Origin of the sequence: Hydrogenimonas thermophila (assembly GCF_900115615.1) — a bacterium.
GTDB classification, from domain to species: Bacteria; Campylobacterota; Campylobacteria; order Campylobacterales; family Hydrogenimonadaceae; genus Hydrogenimonas; species Hydrogenimonas thermophila.
Genome location: NZ_FOXB01000034.1, coordinates 1 through 23,677, shown reverse-complemented (window position 1 = coordinate 23,677; position 23,677 = coordinate 1). Strand labels below are relative to the sequence as shown.

General features: G+C 34.2%; 31 protein-coding genes. 2 read left to right on the top strand and 29 right to left on the bottom strand.

Annotated elements, in window-relative coordinates; translation table 11 throughout:
- The coding region (locus BM227_RS09715; RefSeq protein ID WP_143089732.1) for a transposase at nt 1-281 on the top strand (281 nt) is incomplete at its 5' end.
- A 7-nt stretch (nt 282-288) separates the two neighbouring features.
- On the opposite strand, the gene BM227_RS09710 is transcribed toward BM227_RS09715, so the two are convergent.
- The 24 genes from BM227_RS09710 to fmt form a co-directional block, all read right to left on the bottom strand.
- Nucleotides 289-1,083 (bottom strand): 7TM-DISM domain-containing protein, encoded by a 795-nt coding sequence (locus BM227_RS09710; RefSeq protein WP_092913442.1) that lies wholly within the window; start codon nt 1,081-1,083, stop codon nt 289-291.
- 9 nt (nt 1,084-1,092) lie between these two features.
- Complete coding sequence (locus BM227_RS09705) at nt 1,093-1,794, bottom strand: response regulator (RefSeq protein ID WP_177202034.1); 702 nt, start codon at nt 1,792-1,794, stop codon at nt 1,093-1,095.
- A gap of 18 nt (nt 1,795-1,812) precedes the next feature.
- Entirely contained in the window at nt 1,813-2,580 is a 768-nt protein-coding gene (locus tag BM227_RS09700) for a PP-loop family protein (RefSeq protein ID WP_092913438.1), read from the bottom strand.
- Nucleotides 2,558-3,256 (bottom strand): 5'-methylthioadenosine/adenosylhomocysteine nucleosidase, encoded by a 699-nt coding sequence (locus tag BM227_RS09695; RefSeq protein ID WP_281244320.1) that lies wholly within the window; start codon nt 3,254-3,256, stop codon nt 2,558-2,560. Before BM227_RS09695 ends, BM227_RS09700 begins: the two co-directional genes overlap by 23 nt.
- On the bottom strand, nt 3,256-4,194 hold the full coding sequence (fabD, locus tag BM227_RS09690) for an ACP S-malonyltransferase (RefSeq protein WP_092913433.1): 939 nt from the start codon (nt 4,192-4,194) through the stop codon (nt 3,256-3,258). Before fabD ends, BM227_RS09695 begins: the two co-directional genes overlap by 1 nt.
- A complete protein-coding gene (locus BM227_RS09685; protein ID WP_143089731.1) occupies nt 4,187-4,972 on the bottom strand; it encodes a DNA-binding transcriptional response regulator in 786 nt (261 codons plus the stop codon). The genes fabD and BM227_RS09685 overlap by 8 nt, the downstream gene beginning before the upstream one ends.
- On the bottom strand, nt 4,941-5,453 hold the full coding sequence (locus tag BM227_RS09680) for an FKBP-type peptidyl-prolyl cis-trans isomerase (RefSeq protein WP_092913429.1): 513 nt from the start codon (nt 5,451-5,453) through the stop codon (nt 4,941-4,943). Before BM227_RS09680 ends, BM227_RS09685 begins: the two co-directional genes overlap by 32 nt.
- A 119-nt stretch (nt 5,454-5,572) precedes the next feature.
- Complete coding sequence (locus BM227_RS09675; protein ID WP_092913427.1) at nt 5,573-6,460, bottom strand: tetratricopeptide repeat protein; 888 nt, start codon at nt 6,458-6,460, stop codon at nt 5,573-5,575.
- Nucleotides 6,460-7,032 carry a peptidoglycan-associated lipoprotein Pal gene (gene pal / locus BM227_RS09670; protein WP_092913425.1) on the bottom strand — a complete coding sequence of 191 codons (573 nt, stop codon included), beginning with the start codon at nt 7,030-7,032 and terminating at the stop codon, nt 6,460-6,462. Before pal ends, BM227_RS09675 begins: the two co-directional genes overlap by 1 nt.
- A gap of 65 nt (nt 7,033-7,097) precedes the next feature.
- Entirely contained in the window at nt 7,098-8,348 is a 1,251-nt protein-coding gene (tolB, locus tag BM227_RS09665; RefSeq protein ID WP_092913423.1) for a Tol-Pal system protein TolB, read from the bottom strand.
- Nucleotides 8,349-8,350: 2 nt separating this feature from the next.
- Nucleotides 8,351-9,106: a TonB C-terminal domain-containing protein gene (locus tag BM227_RS09660; RefSeq protein ID WP_092913420.1), complete on the bottom strand. Its 756-nt coding sequence runs from the start codon at nt 9,104-9,106 to the stop codon at nt 8,351-8,353.
- Nucleotides 9,099-9,491, bottom strand: coding sequence for a biopolymer transporter ExbD (locus BM227_RS09655; RefSeq protein ID WP_092913418.1), 393 nt, complete (start codon nt 9,489-9,491; stop codon nt 9,099-9,101). The genes BM227_RS09660 and BM227_RS09655 overlap by 8 nt, the downstream gene beginning before the upstream one ends.
- A 3-nt stretch (nt 9,492-9,494) precedes the next feature.
- A complete protein-coding gene (locus BM227_RS09650; RefSeq protein WP_092913416.1) occupies nt 9,495-10,067 on the bottom strand; it encodes a MotA/TolQ/ExbB proton channel family protein in 573 nt (190 codons plus the stop codon).
- 2 nt (nt 10,068-10,069) lie between these two features.
- Nucleotides 10,070-10,462, bottom strand: a complete 393-nt coding sequence (gene atpC, locus BM227_RS09645) for an ATP synthase F1 subunit epsilon (protein WP_092913414.1) — start codon at nt 10,460-10,462, stop codon at nt 10,070-10,072.
- Nucleotides 10,463-10,508: 46 nt separating this feature from the next.
- Nucleotides 10,509-11,915 (bottom strand): F0F1 ATP synthase subunit beta, encoded by a 1,407-nt coding sequence (atpD, locus tag BM227_RS09640; protein WP_092913411.1) that lies wholly within the window; start codon nt 11,913-11,915, stop codon nt 10,509-10,511.
- A 14-nt stretch (nt 11,916-11,929) separates the two neighbouring features.
- Complete coding sequence (gene atpG / locus BM227_RS09635) at nt 11,930-12,814, bottom strand: ATP synthase F1 subunit gamma (protein WP_092913409.1); 885 nt, start codon at nt 12,812-12,814, stop codon at nt 11,930-11,932.
- A gap of 14 nt (nt 12,815-12,828) precedes the next feature.
- Nucleotides 12,829-14,340: a F0F1 ATP synthase subunit alpha gene (gene atpA, locus BM227_RS09630; protein ID WP_092913407.1), complete on the bottom strand. Its 1,512-nt coding sequence runs from the start codon at nt 14,338-14,340 to the stop codon at nt 12,829-12,831.
- A 22-nt stretch (nt 14,341-14,362) separates the two neighbouring features.
- Nucleotides 14,363-14,896 (bottom strand): F0F1 ATP synthase subunit delta, encoded by a 534-nt coding sequence (locus tag BM227_RS09625; RefSeq protein WP_092913405.1) that lies wholly within the window; start codon nt 14,894-14,896, stop codon nt 14,363-14,365.
- The gene (locus BM227_RS09620) at nt 14,897-15,418 is read right to left on the bottom strand and encodes a F0F1 ATP synthase subunit B (protein ID WP_092913403.1); all 522 of its coding nucleotides are present in this window, start codon (nt 15,416-15,418) and stop codon (nt 14,897-14,899) included. It abuts the gene before it with no gap.
- 11 nt (nt 15,419-15,429) lie between these two features.
- On the bottom strand, nt 15,430-15,852 hold the full coding sequence (locus BM227_RS09615; RefSeq protein WP_092913401.1) for a F0F1 ATP synthase subunit B family protein: 423 nt from the start codon (nt 15,850-15,852) through the stop codon (nt 15,430-15,432).
- Between the two features lie 119 nt (nt 15,853-15,971).
- Complete coding sequence (locus BM227_RS09610; protein WP_092913399.1) at nt 15,972-16,835, bottom strand: ParB/RepB/Spo0J family partition protein; 864 nt, start codon at nt 16,833-16,835, stop codon at nt 15,972-15,974.
- Nucleotides 16,836-16,868: 33 nt separating this feature from the next.
- On the bottom strand, nt 16,869-17,654 hold the full coding sequence (locus BM227_RS09605) for a ParA family protein (protein ID WP_092913397.1): 786 nt from the start codon (nt 17,652-17,654) through the stop codon (nt 16,869-16,871).
- Nucleotides 17,651-18,289, bottom strand: coding sequence for a biotin--[acetyl-CoA-carboxylase] ligase (locus tag BM227_RS09600; RefSeq protein WP_245757053.1), 639 nt, complete (start codon nt 18,287-18,289; stop codon nt 17,651-17,653). Before BM227_RS09600 ends, BM227_RS09605 begins: the two co-directional genes overlap by 4 nt.
- A complete protein-coding gene (fmt, locus tag BM227_RS09595) occupies nt 18,267-19,172 on the bottom strand; it encodes a methionyl-tRNA formyltransferase (protein ID WP_092913393.1) in 906 nt (301 codons plus the stop codon). The genes BM227_RS09600 and fmt overlap by 23 nt, the downstream gene beginning before the upstream one ends.
- A gap of 136 nt (nt 19,173-19,308) precedes the next feature.
- On the opposite strand from fmt, the gene BM227_RS09590 reads away from it, so the two are divergent.
- The gene (locus BM227_RS09590) at nt 19,309-19,506 is read left to right on the top strand and encodes a hypothetical protein (RefSeq protein WP_092913391.1); all 198 of its coding nucleotides are present in this window, start codon (nt 19,309-19,311) and stop codon (nt 19,504-19,506) included.
- Here BM227_RS09590 and BM227_RS09585 read toward each other — a convergent pair.
- From BM227_RS09585 to BM227_RS09565, 5 genes are all read right to left on the bottom strand, one after another.
- Nucleotides 19,499-20,221 carry an SIR2 family NAD-dependent protein deacylase gene (locus BM227_RS09585; RefSeq protein WP_092913388.1) on the bottom strand — a complete coding sequence of 241 codons (723 nt, stop codon included), beginning with the start codon at nt 20,219-20,221 and terminating at the stop codon, nt 19,499-19,501. The two genes, BM227_RS09590 and BM227_RS09585, sit on opposite strands and share 8 nt — an antisense overlap.
- A 14-nt stretch (nt 20,222-20,235) precedes the next feature.
- The gene (locus BM227_RS09580) at nt 20,236-21,489 is read right to left on the bottom strand and encodes an arsenic transporter (RefSeq protein ID WP_092913386.1); all 1,254 of its coding nucleotides are present in this window, start codon (nt 21,487-21,489) and stop codon (nt 20,236-20,238) included.
- 1 nt (nt 21,490) lies between these two features.
- Nucleotides 21,491-22,381, bottom strand: a complete 891-nt coding sequence (locus tag BM227_RS13290; RefSeq protein WP_218147941.1) for an arsenate reductase/protein-tyrosine-phosphatase family protein — start codon at nt 22,379-22,381, stop codon at nt 21,491-21,493.
- Entirely contained in the window at nt 22,378-22,695 is a 318-nt protein-coding gene (locus BM227_RS09570; protein WP_092913444.1) for an ArsR/SmtB family transcription factor, read from the bottom strand. The genes BM227_RS13290 and BM227_RS09570 overlap by 4 nt, the downstream gene beginning before the upstream one ends.
- Nucleotides 22,696-22,837: 142 nt before the next feature.
- Nucleotides 22,838-23,323 carry a cytochrome c gene (locus BM227_RS09565; RefSeq protein ID WP_092913384.1) on the bottom strand — a complete coding sequence of 162 codons (486 nt, stop codon included), beginning with the start codon at nt 23,321-23,323 and terminating at the stop codon, nt 22,838-22,840.
- Between the last annotated feature and the right edge of the window lie 354 nt (nt 23,324-23,677).

Sequence of the window (23,677 nt, the reverse complement as noted above, 5' to 3'; positions counted from 1 at the left end):
GTAATAAGTGGGAAAATTTGTCCAACTACTTCAAATATCCAGCAGATATAAGACGCATTATCTATACAACCAATATTATTGAATCTGTACATAGACAGTTCAGAAAATTAACTAAAACTAAAGGAGCATTTCCAAATGAAAATTCACTTTTAAAACTACTCTATATGGGAATTCAGAACGCACAGAAAAAGTGGACAATGCCGATGCGTAACTGGAGTCTGACACTTTCACAACTGGCTATATTTTTCGAAGGTAGGCTCGAAGAAGCCCTTGAACTATGATATAATCTTAGGAACTATTGGATGTTGACACAAAATTCTGAACGGTCTCAAAAAGAATTAAAAAGATAATTAAAAAAGGTATAGAGATCAAATGAATTTTGTAGTGAAGATTAGACAATCCACAATAGATGGTTAATCCGCTAAAACCTATCACAAAAATCGTATGAAAAAATATATAGCTTACATAATATAAATATATTTTCTCCTTCAATCTAATATACAAAAATAGATTAAAAATGATAACCATAAAAAGGCTTCCAAAGAAAAAAATGTATAATGAATTAATAAAAAGCCTATAGTTAGTTACAAAAGCCCTATTGGTATAAATTTTAAATTCACCAAATTGTGCAAACTTTGCATATGTCTGAACATAATATCGTTTAGTAGTACCAGGTTTAATCTTTAAAACAAAAACAGCACTGATATCATACATATCCCTTAAATTAAGATCAATATGTAAACCACTTTGATGTTTGTACCATCTATTTTGAATTAATTCAAACAGATTCACTTCATCAAAAAAAGGTTCAGTCATATGAAGTATGATTTCATCTTTATTACTATTATTGGTTATGTCAAATCTAAACCAAAGATTACCTTTTAAATAACCAAATGTAAATTGATTATTTGTCTTCTGATCAAAATCAAACTTTTCAATTTGATCAATTTTTAAAGACCTTGTTTCATCATAAAAATATGGAAGTTTAAACTTGTTAATTTCATAGTCATTATTATCAATAATAATTGATGCAGAAAGAGAAGTAAAACAATACAGTAAGATAACAAAAAATTGCAAATTCATTAAAATAGTTTATAACTTTTTCTTTAATATATAACCATATCTAGCAATATTTTCAATTTTTAAATGAGGAACCTTTTTACGTATTCTTAGAATAATATCTCTTATTGTTGAGTTTGCTACACTTTTATCCATCCAAATATTTTCTTTTAACGTATCATAATCGATCATACAGTTAATATTTTTACAGAAAAAGTGAAGCACTTGTGATTCTTTTTGTGTTAAACTAAGTGCTGCACCATCAATACACAAACATCTATTTTTAAGAGAGTAAACACAACCTTCTGCTAAATCTATTTCATCAGATAAAATTTGATTTTTATTTACCTTGGACTTTTCTATTAATTTAATGGCAACATTTAACACTGCCTCAATATCTCTCTCATCAAAAGGCTTAATAAGATAACCATAAATATTAGTATCTTTTGCCTCTTCTATTGTTGCACTATCTCCATAAGCAGTTGTATAAATTATAGGTATGTTGTATGTTTCATAAATATCTTTTGCTAACTGTAAACCATCTATCGATCCTTCAAGATTTATATCCATAAATATCAAATCAATAGATTGGTTTTTTATAATATCCTTTGCATCTAAAGCATTTGCAACAATACCAGCAACTTTATGTTTTTGAGAAATAAGAGTCTGCTCTATAAACTTAGCATTTATATACTCATCTTCTACAATTAAAATATTGTATTCTTCCTCTTTCACCATATACCTTAAATATTTTCATTTTCTATCCAGAAATTTTTCATCCATAAATGAATCTGGCTGAAGATGAGAAAATGCTGCCTTAAAACGCTTGAATAATTCAGGAAACTTCTCTTCCCACTCTTCAAGCATCTTTTTTGTACTCTCTCTTGCATGAGGCATTTTAACATTCATAGCCATTGCAGGACATGCTTCATCACCAATTGTAGCAATTCCATTCTCTTCAGCAAATGCTCTAGTTTGACGCTCTCTTACCCAAATAAGAGGTCTGATTACGTGAAAACCTTTAGAACTCTTATATATTGGTGCCATCGATCTTAACGTACCGTTATAGAGCATATTCATAAAAAAGCTCTCTGCTGCATCATCAAGATGGTGTCCCAATGCAACTTTGTTAAAACCGCCCTCTTGTGCTTTTGTATAGAGAGCTCCTCGACGCATTCTAGAAAAATAGCTGCAAAAAGAGCTATTTTCTCGAATTGTATCTTGAGAAACTTCAAAAATATTGGTCTCATAAATTTCATGAGGAATGCCAAAAGTTTTGCAATGCTCTTGTAAGGCATCATATCGCTCACCAGGCATTCCGTAATTGATAGTAACTGCTTTAAACTCAAAATTAAAAGGTGCGTGTCTTTGCATATGCTTTAAAAGATGCACTAATGTAATAGAGTCTTTTCCACCGCTTAAACCTACAAGAACTCTATCGCCCTCTTCTATCATACGATATTTTGCGTTCGCCTTTCCTGCAGCACGCAGTATCTTTTTACTTAGCTTGATCGAGTTCATCTAACATCGCAAATATAAACTCTGCACTTTTAAGAGCAGAGCTTTGTAAAAATGTATCAAAATCAAATCCAGCATCCATGTCGGCTGCATCGCTAATGGCACGCAAAATAAAGAAAGGAACATTTAGAGCATCACAAACTACAGCAACAGAAGCACCCTCCATTTCAAGTGCATCTGCATTAAAGGTCTCTCCGATCCACGACTTACGCTCCAAACTTGCAACAAACTGATCTCCAGTTGCAATTACACCCTGTTTGAGCTTTACACCAAGCTTTCTGGCAACATCAGCTGCAATTTCAAGAAGTCTTGGATTAGCCTCTACAAACACTTTTCCTTCAGGAACAAATCCGTAAGGATGACCAAAAGCTGTAATATCCAAATCATGCTGACACAGTTTAGTAGCTGCTATAAGATCACCTATTTTAAGTTCAGGATTAATAGCTCCTGCTACACCAGAAAAAAGCATTTTCTGAACACCAAACTTCTCTATCATTGTTGCAGCTGTCAATGCAGAAAAGACTTTTCCGATTTTACTATATGCTATAACTAAATCTATTGATCCATAAAGAGCAGTATAATATGTATTACCTGCAACTTCATGCTTTTGTACATTCTCTAAACGACCTATTATTGGTTCAATCTCTTCGGGCATTGCCCCCATAACTCCAACAACCATCACTTAACCTCTAATAAAGTTTCAACAACACTGTTCAGTGAGTCATAATCGCTAACAACAAGTGTAGGCTTTTTAGTAGTTCTACGATTAAGACCTTTAAGAACTCCACCATGACCAAACTCTATATAACGATCTACTAAATCATCATTTCCCTGAATAGACTGTTTGTAAAGCACTGGAGAAACTAACTGCTTACCCAATAGATCCATAGCTTCAGCTTTTGTGTTATAAGCTTTTGCAGTTACATTTGAGATGACTGGTGAGCAGAAATTATCACTTAACAAACCTTCAAGAGCTTCAGTCAAAGGTTCAACTGCACTCTCAAGAAGAGGGCAATGACTGGCAACTGACATATTTAAAAGCATAACACGACGTGCTTTAGCCTCCTTTAGTATTGGCTCCAAAGCTTGCAAATCTTCTTTTATACCCGCAATTACAATTTGACCATCAGCATTATAGTTAGCAGGCCAAACTTTTTTGCCACTCTCTCTTGCATCATGACAAATCTCTTCTACGTCATTATCTGCAAGACCAAGGACTACCATCATTCCAGCATCTATACCATCACAAGCTTTTTGCATAAGATCACCACGAAGATTAACAAGTTTTACAGCTTCAAGCCAATCAATAGCGCCTACAGCAGCTAATGCAGAAAATTCTCCAAGTGAATGCCCTAAAGCAAATGCTGGATCTCCACTAATCTTCTCTTTAAAAAGTCTATAAGCCATAATAGATACAAGTAAAATTGCCGGTTGGGTATATTTTGTCTGTTCAAGCATATCATTCGGTTCAAATAGCAAATTTGCCATATCTATTTTTAAAGCATCACTTGCTGCTTCAAGCATTTGTGCTGCTGTTTGAGAGTTTTCAACAAATGATTTACCCATACCTACTGCTTGTGAACCTTGTCCTGGAAATAAAAATGCACTTTTAATCATCTATATAATCCTTCCATTCATTAATTTTTTTTCTAAGTGTATTGCGATTAAGTCCAAAAGCTTGAGACATTTTCAATTGACTTTTAAACTTTTTCATCCCAGCTCTTATTAATGGAACTTCAAAAAGAAGCAGTTCATTTTTATAAATATTCTCTTTTTCTTCTTCCATTTTACGTAAAAGGTATATCTCATTTAAATTCAAAATATCATTAAACCCTACTTGCAGTGCAAGACATTGAAGATATACAGATTTTCTAAGAGAAAAAGCATTTTTACTTATATCCAAATGTTCTATATCAAGATCAAACTTTTCTGGTAAACTGCATCCAAAAAGCTGACAAGCCTCTTGTAAAAACTTTTCAGATAATGGCTTTATATCTTCAGGTCTTTCATGCAATGGAGGCAATACAATTGATACACTAAAAAATGATTGATATTCTGCACCAATATTGTTTCCAGTACTTATTGCTACAATATGAGTCTCATATTTTTGGACAGATTGAAAAAATTTTGATATAAGTTCAATATTTTCAATACCATCAACAATCAACTGGGAATGATTTTCAATATAAGTATAAAGCTCAGGATCTTCACCTTTAACAATTGGTGCATCTGGCATTATTACTCTTGCAAGGGTGTGTCTCCCTGTTCCAATATCACCACTGATTAAAGTATTGAATTTGAGAGATTTTAGTAGATTGGCTGACTTCAAAGCCTCTTTTAATGGCTTTGAAGCAGCTATAAAATTAATGGCAGCCACATCCTGTACCGCAGCCACATCCATGCCCATCAGGTTGTTCTACCTGACCACTTAGTGATTCATTTACAGTTGGCTCTCTTACCTCTGTAATATTTACAGTAAATAGAAGATCTTTTCCTGCAAGAGGATGGTTAAAATCAATTACAACTTCTTCATCACTAAAGCTTTTTACAGTTACCTGAACAGTTTGTCCATCTTCACTTTGACCATAAAGAGTCATACCCTCTTGCAACTCTATACCTGCAAACTGTTCACGAGGCATTGTCTGAACAGCTTCTGGATTATATTCGCCATAAGCTTCACTAGCACTTACAAGTATATCAGCATTCTCGCCTGCACTCATGCCTTTCATCTGGTTCTCAAGACCAGGAATGATTTGCTGCTTACCTGTAATAAATGACAATGGTGCTTGTCCCATATTTGAGTCTACAACTTCTCCTGTTTTTGCATCTTTAACTTCATAGTTAAAAGATACTACGCTGTTATCTTCGATTTTCATCATTTTCCTTTTTTATAAATATGCCAACCTTTTGTGTACAAACATGTATACAAAAAGCTTGCAAAAAGTAGGTGATTCTATCACACTGAATATTTATGTTTTCTTAAGTTTATCATCTATTACTTAAGTTTTTTAAGATTTTTTCTTGCTACTGATGCCGATTTGCTATTTGGATAGAGGTCAATAAGAGTCTCATAAAATGTTTTTGCCTCTCTTTTTTTGCCAAGTCGACCTAAAGAGATAGCAGTATGAAGCAACAAAGTAGGCATATAACTGCTTTTATCATATAAAGATGCACTCTGTTTGTAATAAGCAACTGCATCTTTATATCGTCCTTGGCGATATGCAATCTCACCAAGATAGTAGTTTGAAGCAGCAGGTTTATAATGGTTTTTAATCAAATGTTCAAAGTTAATAGCAGCTTCTGAATACTGCTTTTTTGCAAATTTCTTTTTAGCCTCTTTATACACTTGACTATTTGGCTTTCCGCTTAAATCTCCTTTTTTTACGAATTTTTCATATGAAGATTTAAAAGCTAAAAAAGATTTTTCAAGTGCAGCAAACTGTTCTTTATCAACATATTTTTCATTTATAGAATCAAGCATACTGCTTAACTCTTTTAAAACAGTACGTATTTTCTCAAAATTTTCTGATTGAGTCTGTTCAAGAGCATCAACTCTTTTATTTAAAGAACTAATGCTTTTATTTACATCAGAAACTCTGTTGAGTCTATTTTCTATACTGCGTACTTGCTTATTTAATGTCTCTAAAATGCTCTGAATGCCATCAAGACGCTCTCTATTCTCTTCTGAAACAGATTGTTGCTTCATCAAAATATTTTGAAGCCTTTTTATATCCTTTTGATTTTTTACAATATGCTTTTCTGTTGAACTTAAACCATAAGGATTTGGTGCATCCAAGTCTCCCGCTCCAAAAGCGGAAGGCTCTTGCATGCTGGCAAATGCACTTAGAATAGAGACTGATAAAAGAAAAACTGTTTTACTCATTAAGGAAGCAATTCAAACTCAACTCGTCTATTTTTTGCCCAGCACTCTTTTGTATGTTCTGTGCAAACTGGATTACTTTCACCATAGCTTACCATCACCATTCTATTTTTATCTATTCCTTTAACGCTTAAAGCATCACGCACACTTTTTGCACGCTTTAATCCAAGTGCATAGTTGTACTCATCAGTACCCCATTCGTCACAGTTACCTTCTATTTTTATTGTAAGATCTTTAGCAATATCTGACTTAAACAGTTCAGCATCAGCATCTAGATTCTCTTGCTGATCAGCGCGAATATTGTATTTGTCAAAATCAAAATATATTTTTTGAGCTTTTGCTTCAAGTGCTTTAATCTTTGCATTACGAGCATCTTCAGGTAAAGCAGTTATATCACTCACTTCTTCACTTCCAACAACACTATTTACGCCATTATCTGCGCTGGTTTCTACCATTTCACCAGAACTCTCAACAGGTGCAGTTGTCTTTGTCATATCAACTTCAGGCTCTTTTTGAGAGCAGCCACTAAATATAAATAGAGCCGCAATTGTTGCCACTACAAAGCTTTTTCTCATACTTTTCTCCTTGAAAATTTGGATTATATTATCATTCTTTTTCTTACTTTAGCGTTAAAATAATCTCACCAATCTATTGATTGTATTTTAAGTCCAGTTAGAGGAAATAAAAATCCCTCATTATACTCCAATCTTATAATTCCCAATGCGCTTTGAGATGCATAATGTTTTATATACAAAACACTCTTTCCATCTTGTGAAAGTTTTGGAAATTGGTTTATACCAGATGCAGTTAGTCTTCTTATATAATCACTTTTTGTTGATGCAAGATATAGGTTAAATGTATTTGAACTAAAAGCATTATTACTTTCTCGTGATGTATAAACTATATATTTTCCTTGAGCGGTACAAGAGCTGTTGTTGCGACCATGATAAACAAGTTGACTCACACCTCTTTGTCCAATTTCCAACTTAAATATATTTGGATTTCCCAATCTGTCTGAAACAAAAACAACACCTCTTTCACCATCTACAAACTGCCCGGAAACATCTATGCCTGAATAGAATGTAAGTCTTTGCTGCCTTCCATTTAATATATTATAAAGATAAATATCTGGCTGTCCATTTGGTGCTTTAGTCAAAAGTAACTTTTTTCCATCTCTACTTACATCTGAGCAAATAATCATACCATCAGATGATGCAACTCTATGACGTTTTCCTGTATAAATATTATAGTAATATAAAATTGGTTTTCTGCCAATCTTTGTATAATAGATCCCTTTTTGTTCTCTATCTGCCCATTTAGGAAAAATATTGAGACCACCGCTTATAATAGTTTTACGATATGTCAATGTATAGTCTGCAATTAAAATTTTAGACTGTTTTGATTTAGTATATTGAGATAATACAACATATCTTTTCATCCAACCAACACTAGGCAATCCAAGTGAATCGTTAAAATCAATAACCGCCTGATGTATTAAAAATGGATACCTTACACGATTGCTCACTCTGTATCTTCTCTCAAAAAACCAAGTTTTGCTTCTTAAGTCATAAACTTTGAAATCTAAAATAAGTCTTTGACCATCGCCCTCTTTAAAAGAGTATCTAACAAGATAACGATTCTGCTTAATTATTGGATTTATTGGGCTATTGTAGTCAGTTACTCTATATGTGTCATCCACTTTAAAATGTGAAGTTACCTTTAAATCACCCAATACCAATCTAAAAAACTTCTTTTTTACATAACTGTTCCCGAAACTTGAAGAATCTTCTATAGTAATCGATGGACGGTTGTCAACATTTTTAACAATCTCTAATGTTGCATCAGCTCCATATAGAAATATACCCATACATAAAATCAACAGATATCTCAATCCTACTCCTTTGGTTTAAAATTCAACTCTACAACAAGCTTTCTTCCATTTTTATGAGGCGGAAACCCTTTATGCTGTAATTGATTGAGGTATTCTATCAGGCTCTCATTGAAAGATTGATTATCTGAAGGATTGATCATTTTATACATAAATTTGCCATCAGGAAAAATTTCAATTACTACCCTAGCTTCTAAACCAGCAAACAAAACATCAGGATGCCAACTGTTAAATATGATTTCATATATTTTGTTCATATACTTATCTACATTACCTGAACCTGAACTTTGTGACTTTAATTTAATATCTAAATTGCTAAATTTTAGATTATCGATCAAACTTTTTGCATCAGATTGCGTTTTACTAGAAACTACTACAGGCTTATATTGTATCTTTGGTGCATTTGCCATACGCAGAGATGAAGAAAAATGAGGCTTACCTACTTTTACACCTTTAAACAGTGTTGCTATGCTTTTAGAATAACTTGAATGTTTAGCAGATGTAGAGCCTTTTATAGCATTTTTTTTTGGTTTTTCTGGTAATTTTTGAGTTTTTTTAGATATAGCTTTAATTTTATTATGTTTTTTTATTTGAGAAGGTTCTTGAAGAATAGATACTTCTAGAGTATTTGTATTTTTTGGAACAAACTGCTTTGCACTTTTATGTTCATTAAAATAATAAAATAATAAAATAAATAATATTGCATACAGAGAAAAAGCACTTATACCACCGATTATAAAAAATAGATTTCTATTAACCATCTGTAATCAATGACACTTTCGTAAAGCCTGATTCTTTAATTGTTTTAAGCAAATACATAACATCTTTATAAGAAAGCCTCTCATCAGCACGTATAAAAACAGGAATATTTTTATCAATATTGTTAGTCTGACGCATAAAAGAGTCAGCAAAGGATAGCATTTTAAATTTTTTCTTTTTGAAATAGATATTCCTGTTTTTATCCATTCTGATCTCTAACGATTTAATTTTTTTATATGCATGACTTTTACTTCCTTTTGGAAGAGTTATCTTTTCTTCATAAGTCATAGTTGGTGCTGTAACCATTAAAATAGCCATAAGCACCAACATAATATCAACCAATGGTGTAATATTTAAATCTGGCTTCTCATCCCAGCTGTATTTCATTTGCTACTCTTGTTTTGTTGATAATATCATATCAATTTGCATTGCAATTACAGTAGAGAGCTCATAAGCTTTACGCTTTAAAAGTAGATGAAAAGAGTATGCAAATATAGCAACAAAAATACCTGCAGCAGTTGCAACTAATGCTTCACTAATAGCAGGTGCTACTACACTTAATGTAGCATTTTTTTGAATTCCAAGACCGGCAAATGCTTCAAGAATGGAGACTACTGTACCAAATAGACCAATAAATGGAGAAGTAGATGCAATCATAGAAAGTATTGTCAAACCTTTTGTTGCCTCTTTTGTTGCAGCAAATTCACACATTTCAAGCATTCTATGATTTGGATTTGAAGTTTTCTTTACACAACTATTTAATACTGACTGCTGAGAAACTGTCATAGCTCCCATATGCATCTGCTCCATTGAGTCAATCTCTCTAGAGAGCCAACTACTAACAATAAGATAACGGTAAATAAAAACCCATACAGAAAGTAATAAATAGAAAGAGAGTAGTCCCAGTACAAAAAAGGTAATGGGACTACTTCGGTCGAAGTAACCGAGTACTATGTCAATCATGATTAAAATCTAGTTTTGGCAGCAGCTTCAACTTTTGCTTCAACATTTGCTATTGCAAAATCAGAAGTGGTTGCTTTTTTGACTAACTCTTTTGCTTCAGCAATTGATTTAGCAATTTCACTTTCAGTATCACCCTGAATTGCAACAGCTCCCTCTACTACGACAAGAGTTTTCTGTTCATCTACCTTGACATATCCAGAATCTATAACTATAGATTCAACTTTGCCATCTTTTTTTTCAATTTCAATCACACCTGCATCAAGTAGTGTTACAAGCGATGCATGGCTAGGAAGAACACCAAATTCGCCCTCTATACCAGGGAATGTTGCTGATTTTACATCACCTGAAAATATAGGACCATGTGGTGTAACTATTTCTAATTTCATTGTATCCATAATTATCCTTTAGTTAGGATATTGCAATCTTGACAAGAGACTCTTGTCAAGATGCTTTGGCTTTCATTTTTTCAGCTTTTTCAATCGCTTCATCTATGCTACCGACCATATAGAATGCTGCTTCTGGAAGATCATCATACTCACCTTCAAGAAGACCTTTAAATCCTTTAATTGTCTCTTCAAGTGTAACATACTTACCAGGAGCACCTGTAAATACCTCTGCAACGAAGAAAGGCTGAGAAAGGAATCTTTCAATTTTACGTGCACGCTCAACAGTCTTTTTATCTTCTTCAGAAAGTTCATCCATACCAAGAATCGCAATGATATCTTGAAGGTCTTTATACTTTTGAAGAACAGACTGAACACCACGAGCAACATTGTAATGCTCTTCACCAATGATTACTGGATCAAGCATACGGCTTGTTGAATCTAGTGGGTCAACTGCTGGGTAAATACCCTTTTCAGCAATCTTACGGTTAAGAACCGTTGTTGCATCCAAGTGTGCGAAAACAGATGCTGGAGCAGGGTCAGTCAAGTCGTCTGCTGGAACATAAACAGCCTGAACAGAAGTAATAGAACCTTTTGTCGTAGATGTAATACGCTCTTGAAGAGCACCCATCTCACGAGCAAGTGTTGGCTGATAACCAACTGCTGAAGGAATACGTCCAAGAAGTGCTGACATTTCAGAACCTGCTTGAGCATATCGGAAGATGTTGTCGATAAACATAAGAACATCAAGACCCATCTCATCACGGAAGTACTCAGCCATTGTAAGACCAGTTAATGCAATACGGTTACGTGCTCCTGGTGGTTCACTCATCTGTCCGTAGCAAAGCGCAACTTTGTCAAGAACGTTAGACTCTTTCATCTCATTGTAAAGGTCGTTACCTTCACGAGTACGCTCACCAACACCAGCAAAAACAGAGTAACCACTGTGCTTGAATGCAACGTTGTGGATAAGCTCCATAATAATAACTGTTTTACCAACACCAGCACCACCGAATAGACCAACTTTACCACCTTTTGCATATGGTGCAAGAAGGTCAACAACTTTAATACCTGTTTCAAAAATTTCAGTTTTTGTACTCTGATCTTCAAATGAAGGTGGATCTCTGTGGATAGACCAGTAATTTTTAGCTTTCAACTCTCCAGCATCATCAATTGTTTCACCAACAACGTTGAAGATTCGTCCAAGTACTTCTTCGCCAACTGGAACTTTAATAGCATCACCAGTTGCTTTAACTTCCATACCACGAACAAGACCTTCACTCATGTCCATTGCAATTGTACGAACACGGTTGTCTCCAATATGACTTGCAACTTCAAGAACTAATCTTAATTTTTTTCCATCAAGTTCATAGTTTACTTCAAGTGCTTCATTAATCGCCGGTAAATAGTCTTCGAAATCAACATCAACAACCGGTCCGATGACTTGTACAATTTTACCTGTCATTCCTTCTCCTTCTTTTATTTCAATGCTTCCATACCACTGATAATCTCTATCAGCTCTGTTGTAATAGATTCTTGTCTTGCTTTATTGTATGCAACTGTAAGTTCATTAACACGTTCAGACGCATTTTTAGTTGCGTTATCCATAGCCTGCATTCTTGCACTGTGCTCTGCAGCCAAAGAGTCAAGTAAACCATAGTACATGGTATATTCAACATACTTTTTCAAAAGTGCATTAAGTAGCTCTTCATGACCTTCTGGCTCATACTCAATGCTAGATGATAGTTCTCTTGGTTTAACAGTAGATATATCAACAGGCAGTAATTGTATAACTCTCTGCTCTTGCGTTAACATATTTTTAAATCCATTATAAACCAAAACAACTCGATCTGTTTTTCCTTCAGCAAAATCATTCATTGAGGCATCTATGAACTCAGCAGCTTTCTTATAGTCAGGTGATGCACTCAATCCTATAACTTCATCTGTCATTTCAATGCCATTATATTTAAGAAAATCTATTGCTTTACGACCTACTACACGTAGACGAACAGCAACTCTCTTCTCTTTATATTCACGAAGCAAGCCTAAAACAGTTTTAAGTGTGCTAACGTTGAATCCACCACAAAGACCTTTGTCAGCTGTAACACATATAAGATCAACTGTCTTAACGCTTAGATCTGTTTGAACAAATCGGCTGTCGCTACCACCAACTTTATTCTGATTTATCTCATAGGCTATTTCACTTACTAGCTCATCTAGCTTATCTGCATAAACCTTAGAGCGCTTAGCGAGCTCTTCTGCTCGCTTAAGCTTAGCCTGTGATACCAGCTTCATTGCACGGGTAGTCTTTTGAGTACCCTTTACACTTGTTATCTGAAGCTTAATCTCTTTCAAATTTGCCATAGCTGGTCCTTAACTTAGGCACTAAATGAAGTTTTGAAATCTTCCAGTGCTTTTTTGATCAATTCTTCAACTTCATCATCTATCTTCTTCTTCTCGCGAATCTTAGCAAGTACATCTGGATGATTCGCTTCAACAAATGGATAAAGCTCTGCTTCGAACTTAGTAACAGCATTAACTGGTACATCATCAAGATATCCATTTGCACCTGCATAGATGATAAGTACTTGTTTTTCAATTGCTAGAGGTGAATATGGAGGCTGTTTCAATACTTCAACCATTCTTGCACCACGCTCAAGCTGAGCTCTTGTTGCTTCGTCAAGATCACTTGCAAACTGAGCAAATGCTTCAAGTTCACGATATTGTGCAAGGTCAAGTCTCAATGTACCAGAAACTTGTTTTGTTGCTTTAATCTGTGCAGCACCACCAACACGAGATACAGAGATACCAACGTTAATTGCTGGTCTGATACCTGAGTTGAATAGTTTAGTTTCAAGGAAAATCTGTCCGTCTGTAATAGAAATTACGTTTGTAGGAATATATGCTGAAACGTCACCAGCTTGTGTTTCAATGATTGGAAGAGCAGTTAATGATCCTGCACCCAATTCGTCGCTAAGTTTTGCTGCACGCTCTAGTAGACGAGAGTGTAGATAGAAAACATCTCCTGGATAAGCTTCACGTCCTGGTGGGCGGCGAAGAATCAAAGACATTTCACGATATGCAACCGCATGCTTACTCAAATCATCATAAACAATAAGACCATGCTGAGCATTGTCACGGAAGTATTCACCCATTGTAACACCAGTATATGGAGCAAGGAACTGAAGTGCAGCTGATTCAGAAGCACCTGCATTAACAACAATAGTATAATCCATTGCACCATGCTCTTCAAGCTTGCGTACAATTGAAGCAACTGTAGACTGCTTTTGTCCAATAGCAACATAAATACAGATTACATTTTGACCTTTTTGATTGATAATAGCGTCAATTGCAACTGTAGTTTTACCAGTCTGTCGGTCACCAATAATAAGCTCTCTCTGTCCACGTCCAATTGGCACAAGTGCATCAATTGCTTTAATACCAGTTTGAAGTGGTTCATGAACAGACTTACGAGCCATAATTCCTGGAGCTTTCTCTTCAACGAAGCGATACTCTTTAGCTTCAATTGGACCTTTACCATCGATTGGCTCACCAAGGGCATTTACAACACGTCCAACCAACTCTGGTCCAACAGGAACTTTCAATAGCTGACCAAGTCGCTTAACACTTACACCTTCTCGAACTCCAAGACCTTTACCAAGAATAACGACACCAACACTTGATTCTTCAAGGTTAAGTACGATACCTCTTTCACCATCTTCAAATTCGACCATTTCTCCGGCCATAACATTATTAAGACCAAATACCTGAGCAATTCCGTCTGCAACACTGACAACTTTCCCTGTCTCGTTAACATCGACGCTTAACTCAAAATTTTCGATCCGCTCTTTAATTATAGAACTGATTTCATCTGCTTGAAGTTTAGACACTGCCGATCTCCTTTCTTATGTTTTACAATGCTTTTAAAATATGATTGATCATATCTGATGCAATACGATCTTTTGAATAAGTTGCTTCAATTCCAAGATCTTCTACAACAACCTTAATTCCGTTATAATCACTTTTCACAGGTTGTAGAACTATAGTTGCATCAACATATTTTGAAAGAGCTTTTTCTAACTCTTTTAAATCTGCTTCATCAACTTCATTCATACTTTCAACAATACCTTCATAACGATTAGCGCGTTTTTGCAACTCTTTTTGCATTAAGGTTGCGATTTCTGGGATTAGAGAGAAACGATTGTGAATACTGAGTGTTTTAATAAAGTTTATCAACTTTTTATCACTATCTTTGCCAATTATATCTAAAATCAAAGCTTCACGTTTATCTTTTTTAACTTCTGGTGAAACAATAATTTCAGAAAATTTTTTATCTTCAAAAGCTTCAGCTATAGCTGACAATTTTTTTGCAGCTGCCTCAATACCCTTTTCATCCAATGCACTTAAAAGTGCTTTAACATAACGTTTTGCAATGAGCTGTTTCATTTATGCTACCTTCTTTGTTATAAGGTTGACAAACTTTTTCTCATCCATACTGATTGCATCACCTTTATAAAGCTCAGAAAGAACTTCAGCAACAGTTTTACGTACCATTTGACGTTTTTCAACTGCCATCTTCTCTTCCTGCATCTTTTCAAGGTTCTCCAACTCAGTATTTAATTGCTCATCCATCTTTTTTGCTAAAAGCTGAGACTCTTTTTTTGCAGACTCAATAATCTCTTCAGCTGTAGCCAATGCCGCTTTATATGCAGCTTCTGCATCCTCTTTTGCTCTTTTTGTAGCTTTAAGTCTATTTTGAACCTCTTCAAGTTTTGAAGATATTTCTTTACTACGCCCTGTAAAGAAATTTTTGATCAAATCTGCTACAAAATAGTAAAGAATGGCTGCAAAGATTAAAAAGTTAACCAATCTTGGAATAAAATCAGTCTCTCCGCCTGCAGCCTCATGTCCTGACGCAAAGGCAACTGCAGGAAGGAACAATGCAGCTACTATTAATGTTTTACGCACATTCTCTCCTTTTAAATTTGACTAAACTTAGCTTTCAACGACTCTTTAAACAGAGGCATCTGAGAAATTAGTTCACTTCTTAACTCTTCTTCCTCCTTTTTCAAAGAGTCTAAGAATGCTTTGTAAGCCTCTTCCAACTCCTCTTTTTTAGCTTCAATTTTGCTCGTAGCTAAAAGTTTTGACTCTTCAACAGTTTTGGCTCTTAATGCAGCCGCTTCACTTTTAGCCTCAGCAATTACCTCTTCAGCCTTAGCCTTAAGTTCTTCAATTTCAGAACTGTCGGCACTCACACTCTCCAAGTCTTTACGGATGCTCTTGTCACGCTCATCCATAAATGCCATCAAAGGCTGATAAAGCCAACTGTTAAGCAATATCAGCAGCACTAGGAATACGACAGCTACAACGAGCATCAGGGAAACACTTATATCCAGCATGCACTCGCTCCTTTCAAAAAATTGGGCAATATTATCATAATTATCCAAAATTAAAAATTAAGGATACTCTAAAATCCTGCTATAACAAGACTCTAGACTCTCCTGAAAGTAGGATATTTTCAACCTTTTTTTGTAAAGCTTTTTAAAAACTCTTTCAGTTCTTCTTCATTTGAAAAAGATATTTCTACTCTGCTCTTCTTTACGCTTACTTTATAAGGGACATTATCTTTTATAATATCTGCATATGCACTTAAATCAAGCCCTATACTTTTTTTTACACTTTTTTCAGTTTTGACAATATTTGATTTCATATCTGAAACCAATTGCTCAGTTTCACGAACACTCAACTTTTGTCCAATAATAGTATCACATACTACTTTTTGCTCTCTTTCACTCAGTCCAATAAGAACTTTTGCATGCCCTTGAGAAATAAACGAATTAGCAATTTTGTCCAATACATAATCACACAGTTGTAGTAATCTTAATGTATTTGTTATTTGAGTACGGCTTTTATGTATTATTTTTGATAACTCTTCATGAGTTATTCCATAATCTTCAATCAACTCTTTATAAGATTTTGCAAGTTCAACAGGGTTTAGAGACTCTCTTTGAATATTCTCTATTAGAGCCAACTCTCTAAATTTAGAACGATCAATATCTGCAATTATTGCTTTTATTGTTTGAAGTCCTGCAATTTTACTTGCTCTAACTCTTCTTTCGCCAGCTATAAGAACATATTCTTCACCCTGTTCAATCACTACAACCGGCTGTAGTAACCCATGCTGTTTAATTGATTCAGATAATTCATTGATTGATTCTTCATTGAAATGAACACGTGGCTGATATGGATTTGGAACTATTTTAGACAGAGGTAATTCAACGATTCTATCTTTTGCATCACCATCTTTAAACTCATTTTCATATGCTTCTGCAACCTCTCCTAAAATAGCACCTAGACCTCTTCCCAACGATTTACTCTTCACTTTTTTCTCCAATCAACTAACAAACTTTTAAATTTAGCTTGCCAAAATAGCTTGAGCTAAATGTTGATATGCTTTTGAGCCTGTAGATTTTACATCATACAAAATTACAGGTTTTCCAAAGCTTGGACTTTCTGCAAGCTTAACATTACGAGGTATTACAATAAACTCATCATCACCTGATTTAAAAAGTTTGCTTTTAAAGTGTTGAGTCAAGTCAGCAAATACCTGCTTTGATAAGTTATTTTGACCACTGTACATTGTTGGCAAAAAGCCTTTTATCTTCAATTTTGGATTAATTGTCTTTTTGATAAGTCTGATTGTATTTAGTAACTGCGCAAGCCCTTCTAGAGCAAAAAATTCACATTGAATAGGAATGATAACTGAGTTTGCAGCACTAAGAGCGTTTATTGTAATTGGTCCCAATGCAGGTGGTGAATCGATAATAATGAAATCATACTCTTTTTTAACTTCATCAATTTTTCGTTTTAAAATCAGTTCACGCCCTTTTCTTGTTTCATTGTCATAGAACTCTTTTTCTAATCCTACAAGTCCAATATTTGACGGAACTAACTGAAGTGTTGGCAAAGTTGTTTTTAAAATAATATCTGAAATTTTTTTGACACCAATCAATACATGGTAAATGTTGTACTCATAATCATTACGATGAAATCCAAGGCTTGTTGTAGCATTCGCCTGTGGATCTGCATCAATAAGCAAAACTTTCTTTTCTGCAACTGCCAACGATGCTGCCAAATTGACTGCAGTTGTTGTCTTCCCTACTCCACCTTTTTGATTGGCTATAGTGATTATTTCGCTCATCTTAAACTTACTACCCTTCTTTTTCCTATCATTAAAGAACCATCATCATTTAAGATGGCATCTGTTAAATTAAATTTCTCATTTTCGATATGAGTATAAAACTCTTTACTTTTTTCAAATTCTAATCTAAAATTGCTAAAAATCTGCTTCCATGAAGGAGCTCTTTTTACTCTTTCAAGGAACTCTTTTAAAAGTTTATCAGGTGAAATAACAATATCTAAAACACCAAATCCAAGGGGAGCTTTTATGATATTTACTCCTATTCCAACAATCATAACACCTCCCTTTTTTACAGTAATACATCCACCTACTTTACTTGACTCAATATATAGATCATTTGGCCATTTAACCCATACTTTTGAACCAAAATTTTCTAAAGAATTTTTCATTAAACAAGCAAAATAGATAGATGTTGCAGTAATTGGTAAATCATCAGGCAAATGCTCTTCCAAAATTGCTACAGAAGCAAAAAAGTTACCTCTATTGCCTATCCAGCTGTTATTTCTGCTTCCTATGCCATCAGTCTGCATTTCAGTAATAACAGCACATGGAATCTCTACACTGCTATCTTGTACCTTTTCAATAAGCCATTTTTGCGTTGATGGGAGTATTTCAAATGAATATATCTTCAACACCTAACCTTTTACCTCGAATATAACTTAATGAATCCATACCTTTTTTTGAAGGAGGCTGTACCATATGTATTTTTATTGCTCCTGTTATACAAGCAACTACAACGCCATCATCATCTATTCTGACAATAGTACCAGCTTTACCTTCATCATCAACCAAAGATATATCAAGTAACTTCAAGCCGCTTTCAAGATATATTCCAGGCCATCCTTCATATGCACGAAAAGTATTATAGATTCTCTCAGAAGAGAACTCAAATGTAACAAGTCCATCACTTTTTCTAATTTTTTTACAGTAATTTGCATCTGCTGAAGATTGTTTCAATGGTGAAATTTTACTAAAATTTTTCAATGTCAAGGTAGTCAAGTCTGCAGCCATATCTGCAAGGCGATTAAAAAGAGTAACTTTACGATCATTTGTCTCTATTTTAGTTACATTCCAAGAGAGTATTGGTCCACTATCAAGTCCCTCTTCCATAAGCATTGCTGTTACACCGGTGATTTTATCACCATTTAACAATGCTTGCTGAATTGGACTTGCTCCACGATATTTTGGTAATAGTGAAGCGTGAAGATTTATACAAGGTGCAATATCAAGTATCGATTTTGGCAAGATTTGACCATACGCTGCAACAATAATAAAATCAGGATTCTCATTTTTAATTCTGTCAACAATCTCTTTCTCTTTAAGTGTAATAGGTTGAAAACAATTTATCCCTTCTTCATTTGCTGTAACTTTTACAGGTGGCGGTGTCATAACCTTTTTTCGTCCAACAGGTTTGTCTGGCTGGGTATATACCGATGTAACATTAATACCATCTTCTTTAATCAAACGTTTAAAAATTGTGTTTGCATAATCAGGTGTTCCCATAAAAACAATATTCATTTCTTTTATCCTTAAGTTATTTACCTTCAAAATTACTGCAGAGTGGAATGCTATCATAGTAGATTTAAGAGAGTAATAAAAATACATATTCATTACACAATTTTTTTATAACATAATTCTTAAGAAAGGATTTACAATGTGCCTATTATATACAAAGGTTAAAAATTATCAGCAGCATAGTTGGAAAAAGAGAGAAAAAAATTTAAAAAAACATATAGCATTCAATAAAGAATTAATGAAACCTGATGTTAATTTTAAAGATGAAAGAATTGAAAAAAGAGAAAATAATAAAGAAAAAAGCCTCTTTTTTCAATTTCTTGATTTATTTAAATAAATAACTCATTTATAATTTGCTCTAACTCATCAACTGCTTCACTAGCCTTTTTCTGTATAAAATATCTAAAATATTCATCAATATATTGTTCGTGTGAACCAAACATTGTTACATACATCTCACGTTTAGGATTAACCAAAACAGAGTTGGCAAACTCAGTAGCAATAGATACAATATCAATAACCTGCCCACTTGTGCCAATTGCAATAAATAGTTCACTCTCATCAATAGCTTGTTGAATAAACCTGTATGCTGGTGCCGCTTCACCAAACATCACAACGTTGTGACGTACTCGATTTGAATTACAGACTGGACAATATTCGTTATCAGCTTGCGCTCGATATCCAATATCCCATATATGCCAACAATCTTCACATCGTAAGTCTCTTAAAGTACCATGCAAATGAATCACATTATGACACCCTGCACGCTCTAGCAAATCGTCAACATTTTGGGTTAGATTCCAAATTTGTCCAGGATACCTCTTTTCAAGATTTGCCAATGCATAGTGAGCAGGATTTGGTACTTTGTCCGCCAAATCCTTTCGGCGATCATTATAAAAACGTGTCACAAGTTCTCTGTCTGCTCTCCACCCTTCAGTTGAGCATACTTGCATTACATCATACTCTTCCCATAAACCATCATTATCTCGAAAAGTTTTAATGCCACTCTCAGCACTAAGTCCTGCACCACTTAATATCATTATCTTTTTCATATCTTTCCCCAATGTTATAGTAAGCCCAATAGGGCAATAAACAGTACCGGTGGTGTGACAATAAGCCCTACTTTCATATACTCACCCCATCCGATATTAACACCCTTCTTAGCCAAAACATGTAGCCATAACAGTGTGGCAAGAGATCCGATAGGTGTCATTTTAGGTCCAAGGTTGGAACCAAGAATATTTGCGTAAGCTAAGAATGTATCACCTGTTTTATCTATAGCAAGGTCCATTACCATAATTGTCGGCATATTATTCATAATAGAGCTTAATATAGCAGATGTAAAGCCTGTTCCTATAATATATACCTCTTTTCCATAAGCTTTTAATGCCACAAGCCACTGAGCAATCTGATCTGTAAGCCCCGCATTTTTTAACCCAAAAACAACAACATAAAGACCAATAGAGAACCAAACTACCTGCCAAGGTGCGCTCTTAATTGTCATAATTGGTTTAGTTGCTTTGAAATATGTTGCAATTCCAAGAAAAAGAAGTGCTCCTCCAAGAGCAAAGAATGAAACAGGCACATTATAAAGATCACCTATAAAGTAACCTGCCAAAAGCAATCCTAAAAACCACCAGCTGATTTTAAACATTACTCTGTTTTTAATGACACTATCAGCTTCTGGTAATACATCAATATCAATACGTTCAGGAATAGATTTTCTAAAAAATATCCAAAGCACTATGATTGAAGCAATAATAGATAATAAATTAGGGAAAAACATAGTTTGCAAATACTCTAAAAATCCAATATCAAAATAGCCTGCAGTAACAATATTTGTAAGATTAGAAATTACTAGAGGATTTGAAGCACTATCTCCAATAAACCCGCCTGCCATTAAAAAAGCAAAAATTGCCTTTGTATCCATTTTAAGATACTTCATTTTTGCTAGTAAAATTGGTGTAAGTATAAGTGCTGCACCATCATTGGCAAAAAAAGCAGAGACTAATGAACCAAGAAGTAAAACATTTAAAAACATGAGATGACCGTTACCACGAGAGAGTTTAGCCATTTTTACTGCCGCCCACTCAAAAAAGCCAATCTCATCAAGAACCATCGATAGTAAAATAATACCTATAAAGGCTAAAGTAGCATCCCATACAATAGATGTTACTGTAATAACATCACTAATAGAGACTACACCCAGCAATAAAGCTATAATGGCACCTGCTACGGCACTTGTTCCAATTTGAAGCCCTTTAGGCTGCCATATAACTAATATCAGTGTTACAAGAAAAATTGTACCTGCAAGCAACATGTCACTGGTTTAATACTTTAGATCTTTGCAATGCAGCTTCAATCTCCTCTTTTTCTATCTCACCTGTTAGCTCAAGTTCAACTGCTCCATCTTCACCTTTAACTTCCATATTTTGAATCTTCTTTTTTGTAGCATCACTCATACATTCACACTGACCTGTAGCACAATTTTCTACCATTTTTATAATATTCTCTTTTTTTACTTCACCTGTAAAAGAGATTTTTACTCCATTAACAGTTTTTTTAACATCTTTTTCCATTTTCTCTCCATAGATTTGAATTAGTTGATTGATCTCATTTGAACAGCATCTTCTGTTTGGATTTTTCTCTTTACATTCATTACCAGTACAAGCATTTGTAGCTACTTTTACATCTTTTAAACTTTTAGCTCCATTTTTGATAGCCTTAACTATACTCTTTTTATCTATCTCTTTACAGTAACAGATTAGATCATTATCACTTAAAGTCGTAACATCATCATACTTTTTTTCTGAAATCTTTTCTTTAACAACAGGTAATAATTTGCTTTTGATCAACTCTTTTGTCTCTTCAAATGCTTCAAAAGACTTGCCGTCTGGATCTTCAAAACCAACGTGCAATACTTTTGCATTTGGAAAAACAGGACAACTCTCTTTTGCATTATCACAAACTGTTACAACCAAATCAAATGGACCGTTGCTCATAACTTCATCTAAGCTCTTTGAGTAGTAACTATCATCCCAAGAACCATCAACTTCTAAAACCTTTTTAGCATTTTGATTCACTTTTCCACTAGGGTTGCTTCCGGCACTGTATGCTTTAATACCATCATCTGAAAGATATTTATTAACCAATGCTTCAGCTATAATGGAACGACAACTATTGCCAGTACATAAAATCAAAACTTTTTTCATAATTTACACTCTTTGGATTCTTTTTTATATTCAGGTAGATCAATTGGGAGCATGCGAATCTCTTCCAAAACTTCCTGTCTAAATCTATCTAAAGGCTTGCGAATACCATAATATGCCCATCGTCCATCTCTTTGTACTTTCAAAAAACCTGCCTCTTTCAATATTTTTAAATGGCGTGAAAGACGAGACTGTATCATTTCAAAAGAAGCTTGAAGATCACATACACATAATGGACCGTGTAAATCTATAAACTTTAGAAGTTTAACACGCGTTTCATCATAAAGAGCCCCTACTGTTTTAAGAAAATCTTCCATTGCTTCCATAATTAATTAATCCACCTACTTTTTTTTATTGTCATAATTCTAGTATTTTAATAGTTAAATATATCTTAATATATTGATATATTAATATGAGTATTATTACTTTTTAGATAGTTTGGCAAATCGTTATTTTTTATTAATGATGATGTCCAGAATCTTCTTTTGTAGAAGAAAATGCAGGGAACCTATGTTTAGCAAATTTTGAGTGGCATTTTATACAAGCATTACTCATTTTAAAATAGTAATAGTTTGCCAGCTCTCCATTTTTCATTTTTGCTACATGCATTAGCATTCCAGCATCTTTATGAAATTCTCTATCCATTTCTATAAAAGCTGTAGGAAGTTTATGTTTAAGTTCTTTTTTTTGCTCTTTAGTTAACTTTTGTTTTAAAATAAAACTCTCTTTTATCTGTTTTGCAATTTTAGAAACTGCTTCGTAATTTCCAGATGCTAATTCAGGAATTATAGAAATCATACCTTTTTGTATTGCTTTCATCTCTTGTGAAAGAAGTCCTCTTATTTCAGGTGATAATGCTTTAACACCATCTTGTTCATTTGCATAACTGTTTACCGAGAAAACAATTATCAGAAAAACAATAAACTTACTTATTATATTTTTCATACTTTCTCCCTCGTATAATACATTTATAGAAATAATTTAGAGATTTTCATCCAAAAAGGATTGAAAAATTAACTCTAAATTATTACTATCAAGAATGAAGAAATTAGACTTCAGATCTTTAACTTAATCACAGTCTAACCAAAGAGCTAAAAAGTCTTTTTATACCCCCTGTGACTTCTTTAAGCTTAGTTTGCTTAAGGAGATCACTTAATTTAGCTTGACTGTCTCTTTGGTGATAATCACTGATTAAAAGTTGCAATGATGCTTTTGCATCAATTGCTCATTGATTACGAGGCTGTGATGCCCTTTGGGCAACCAAAGAGAGATACGAGAGGAGCTTATATGAGATACTTT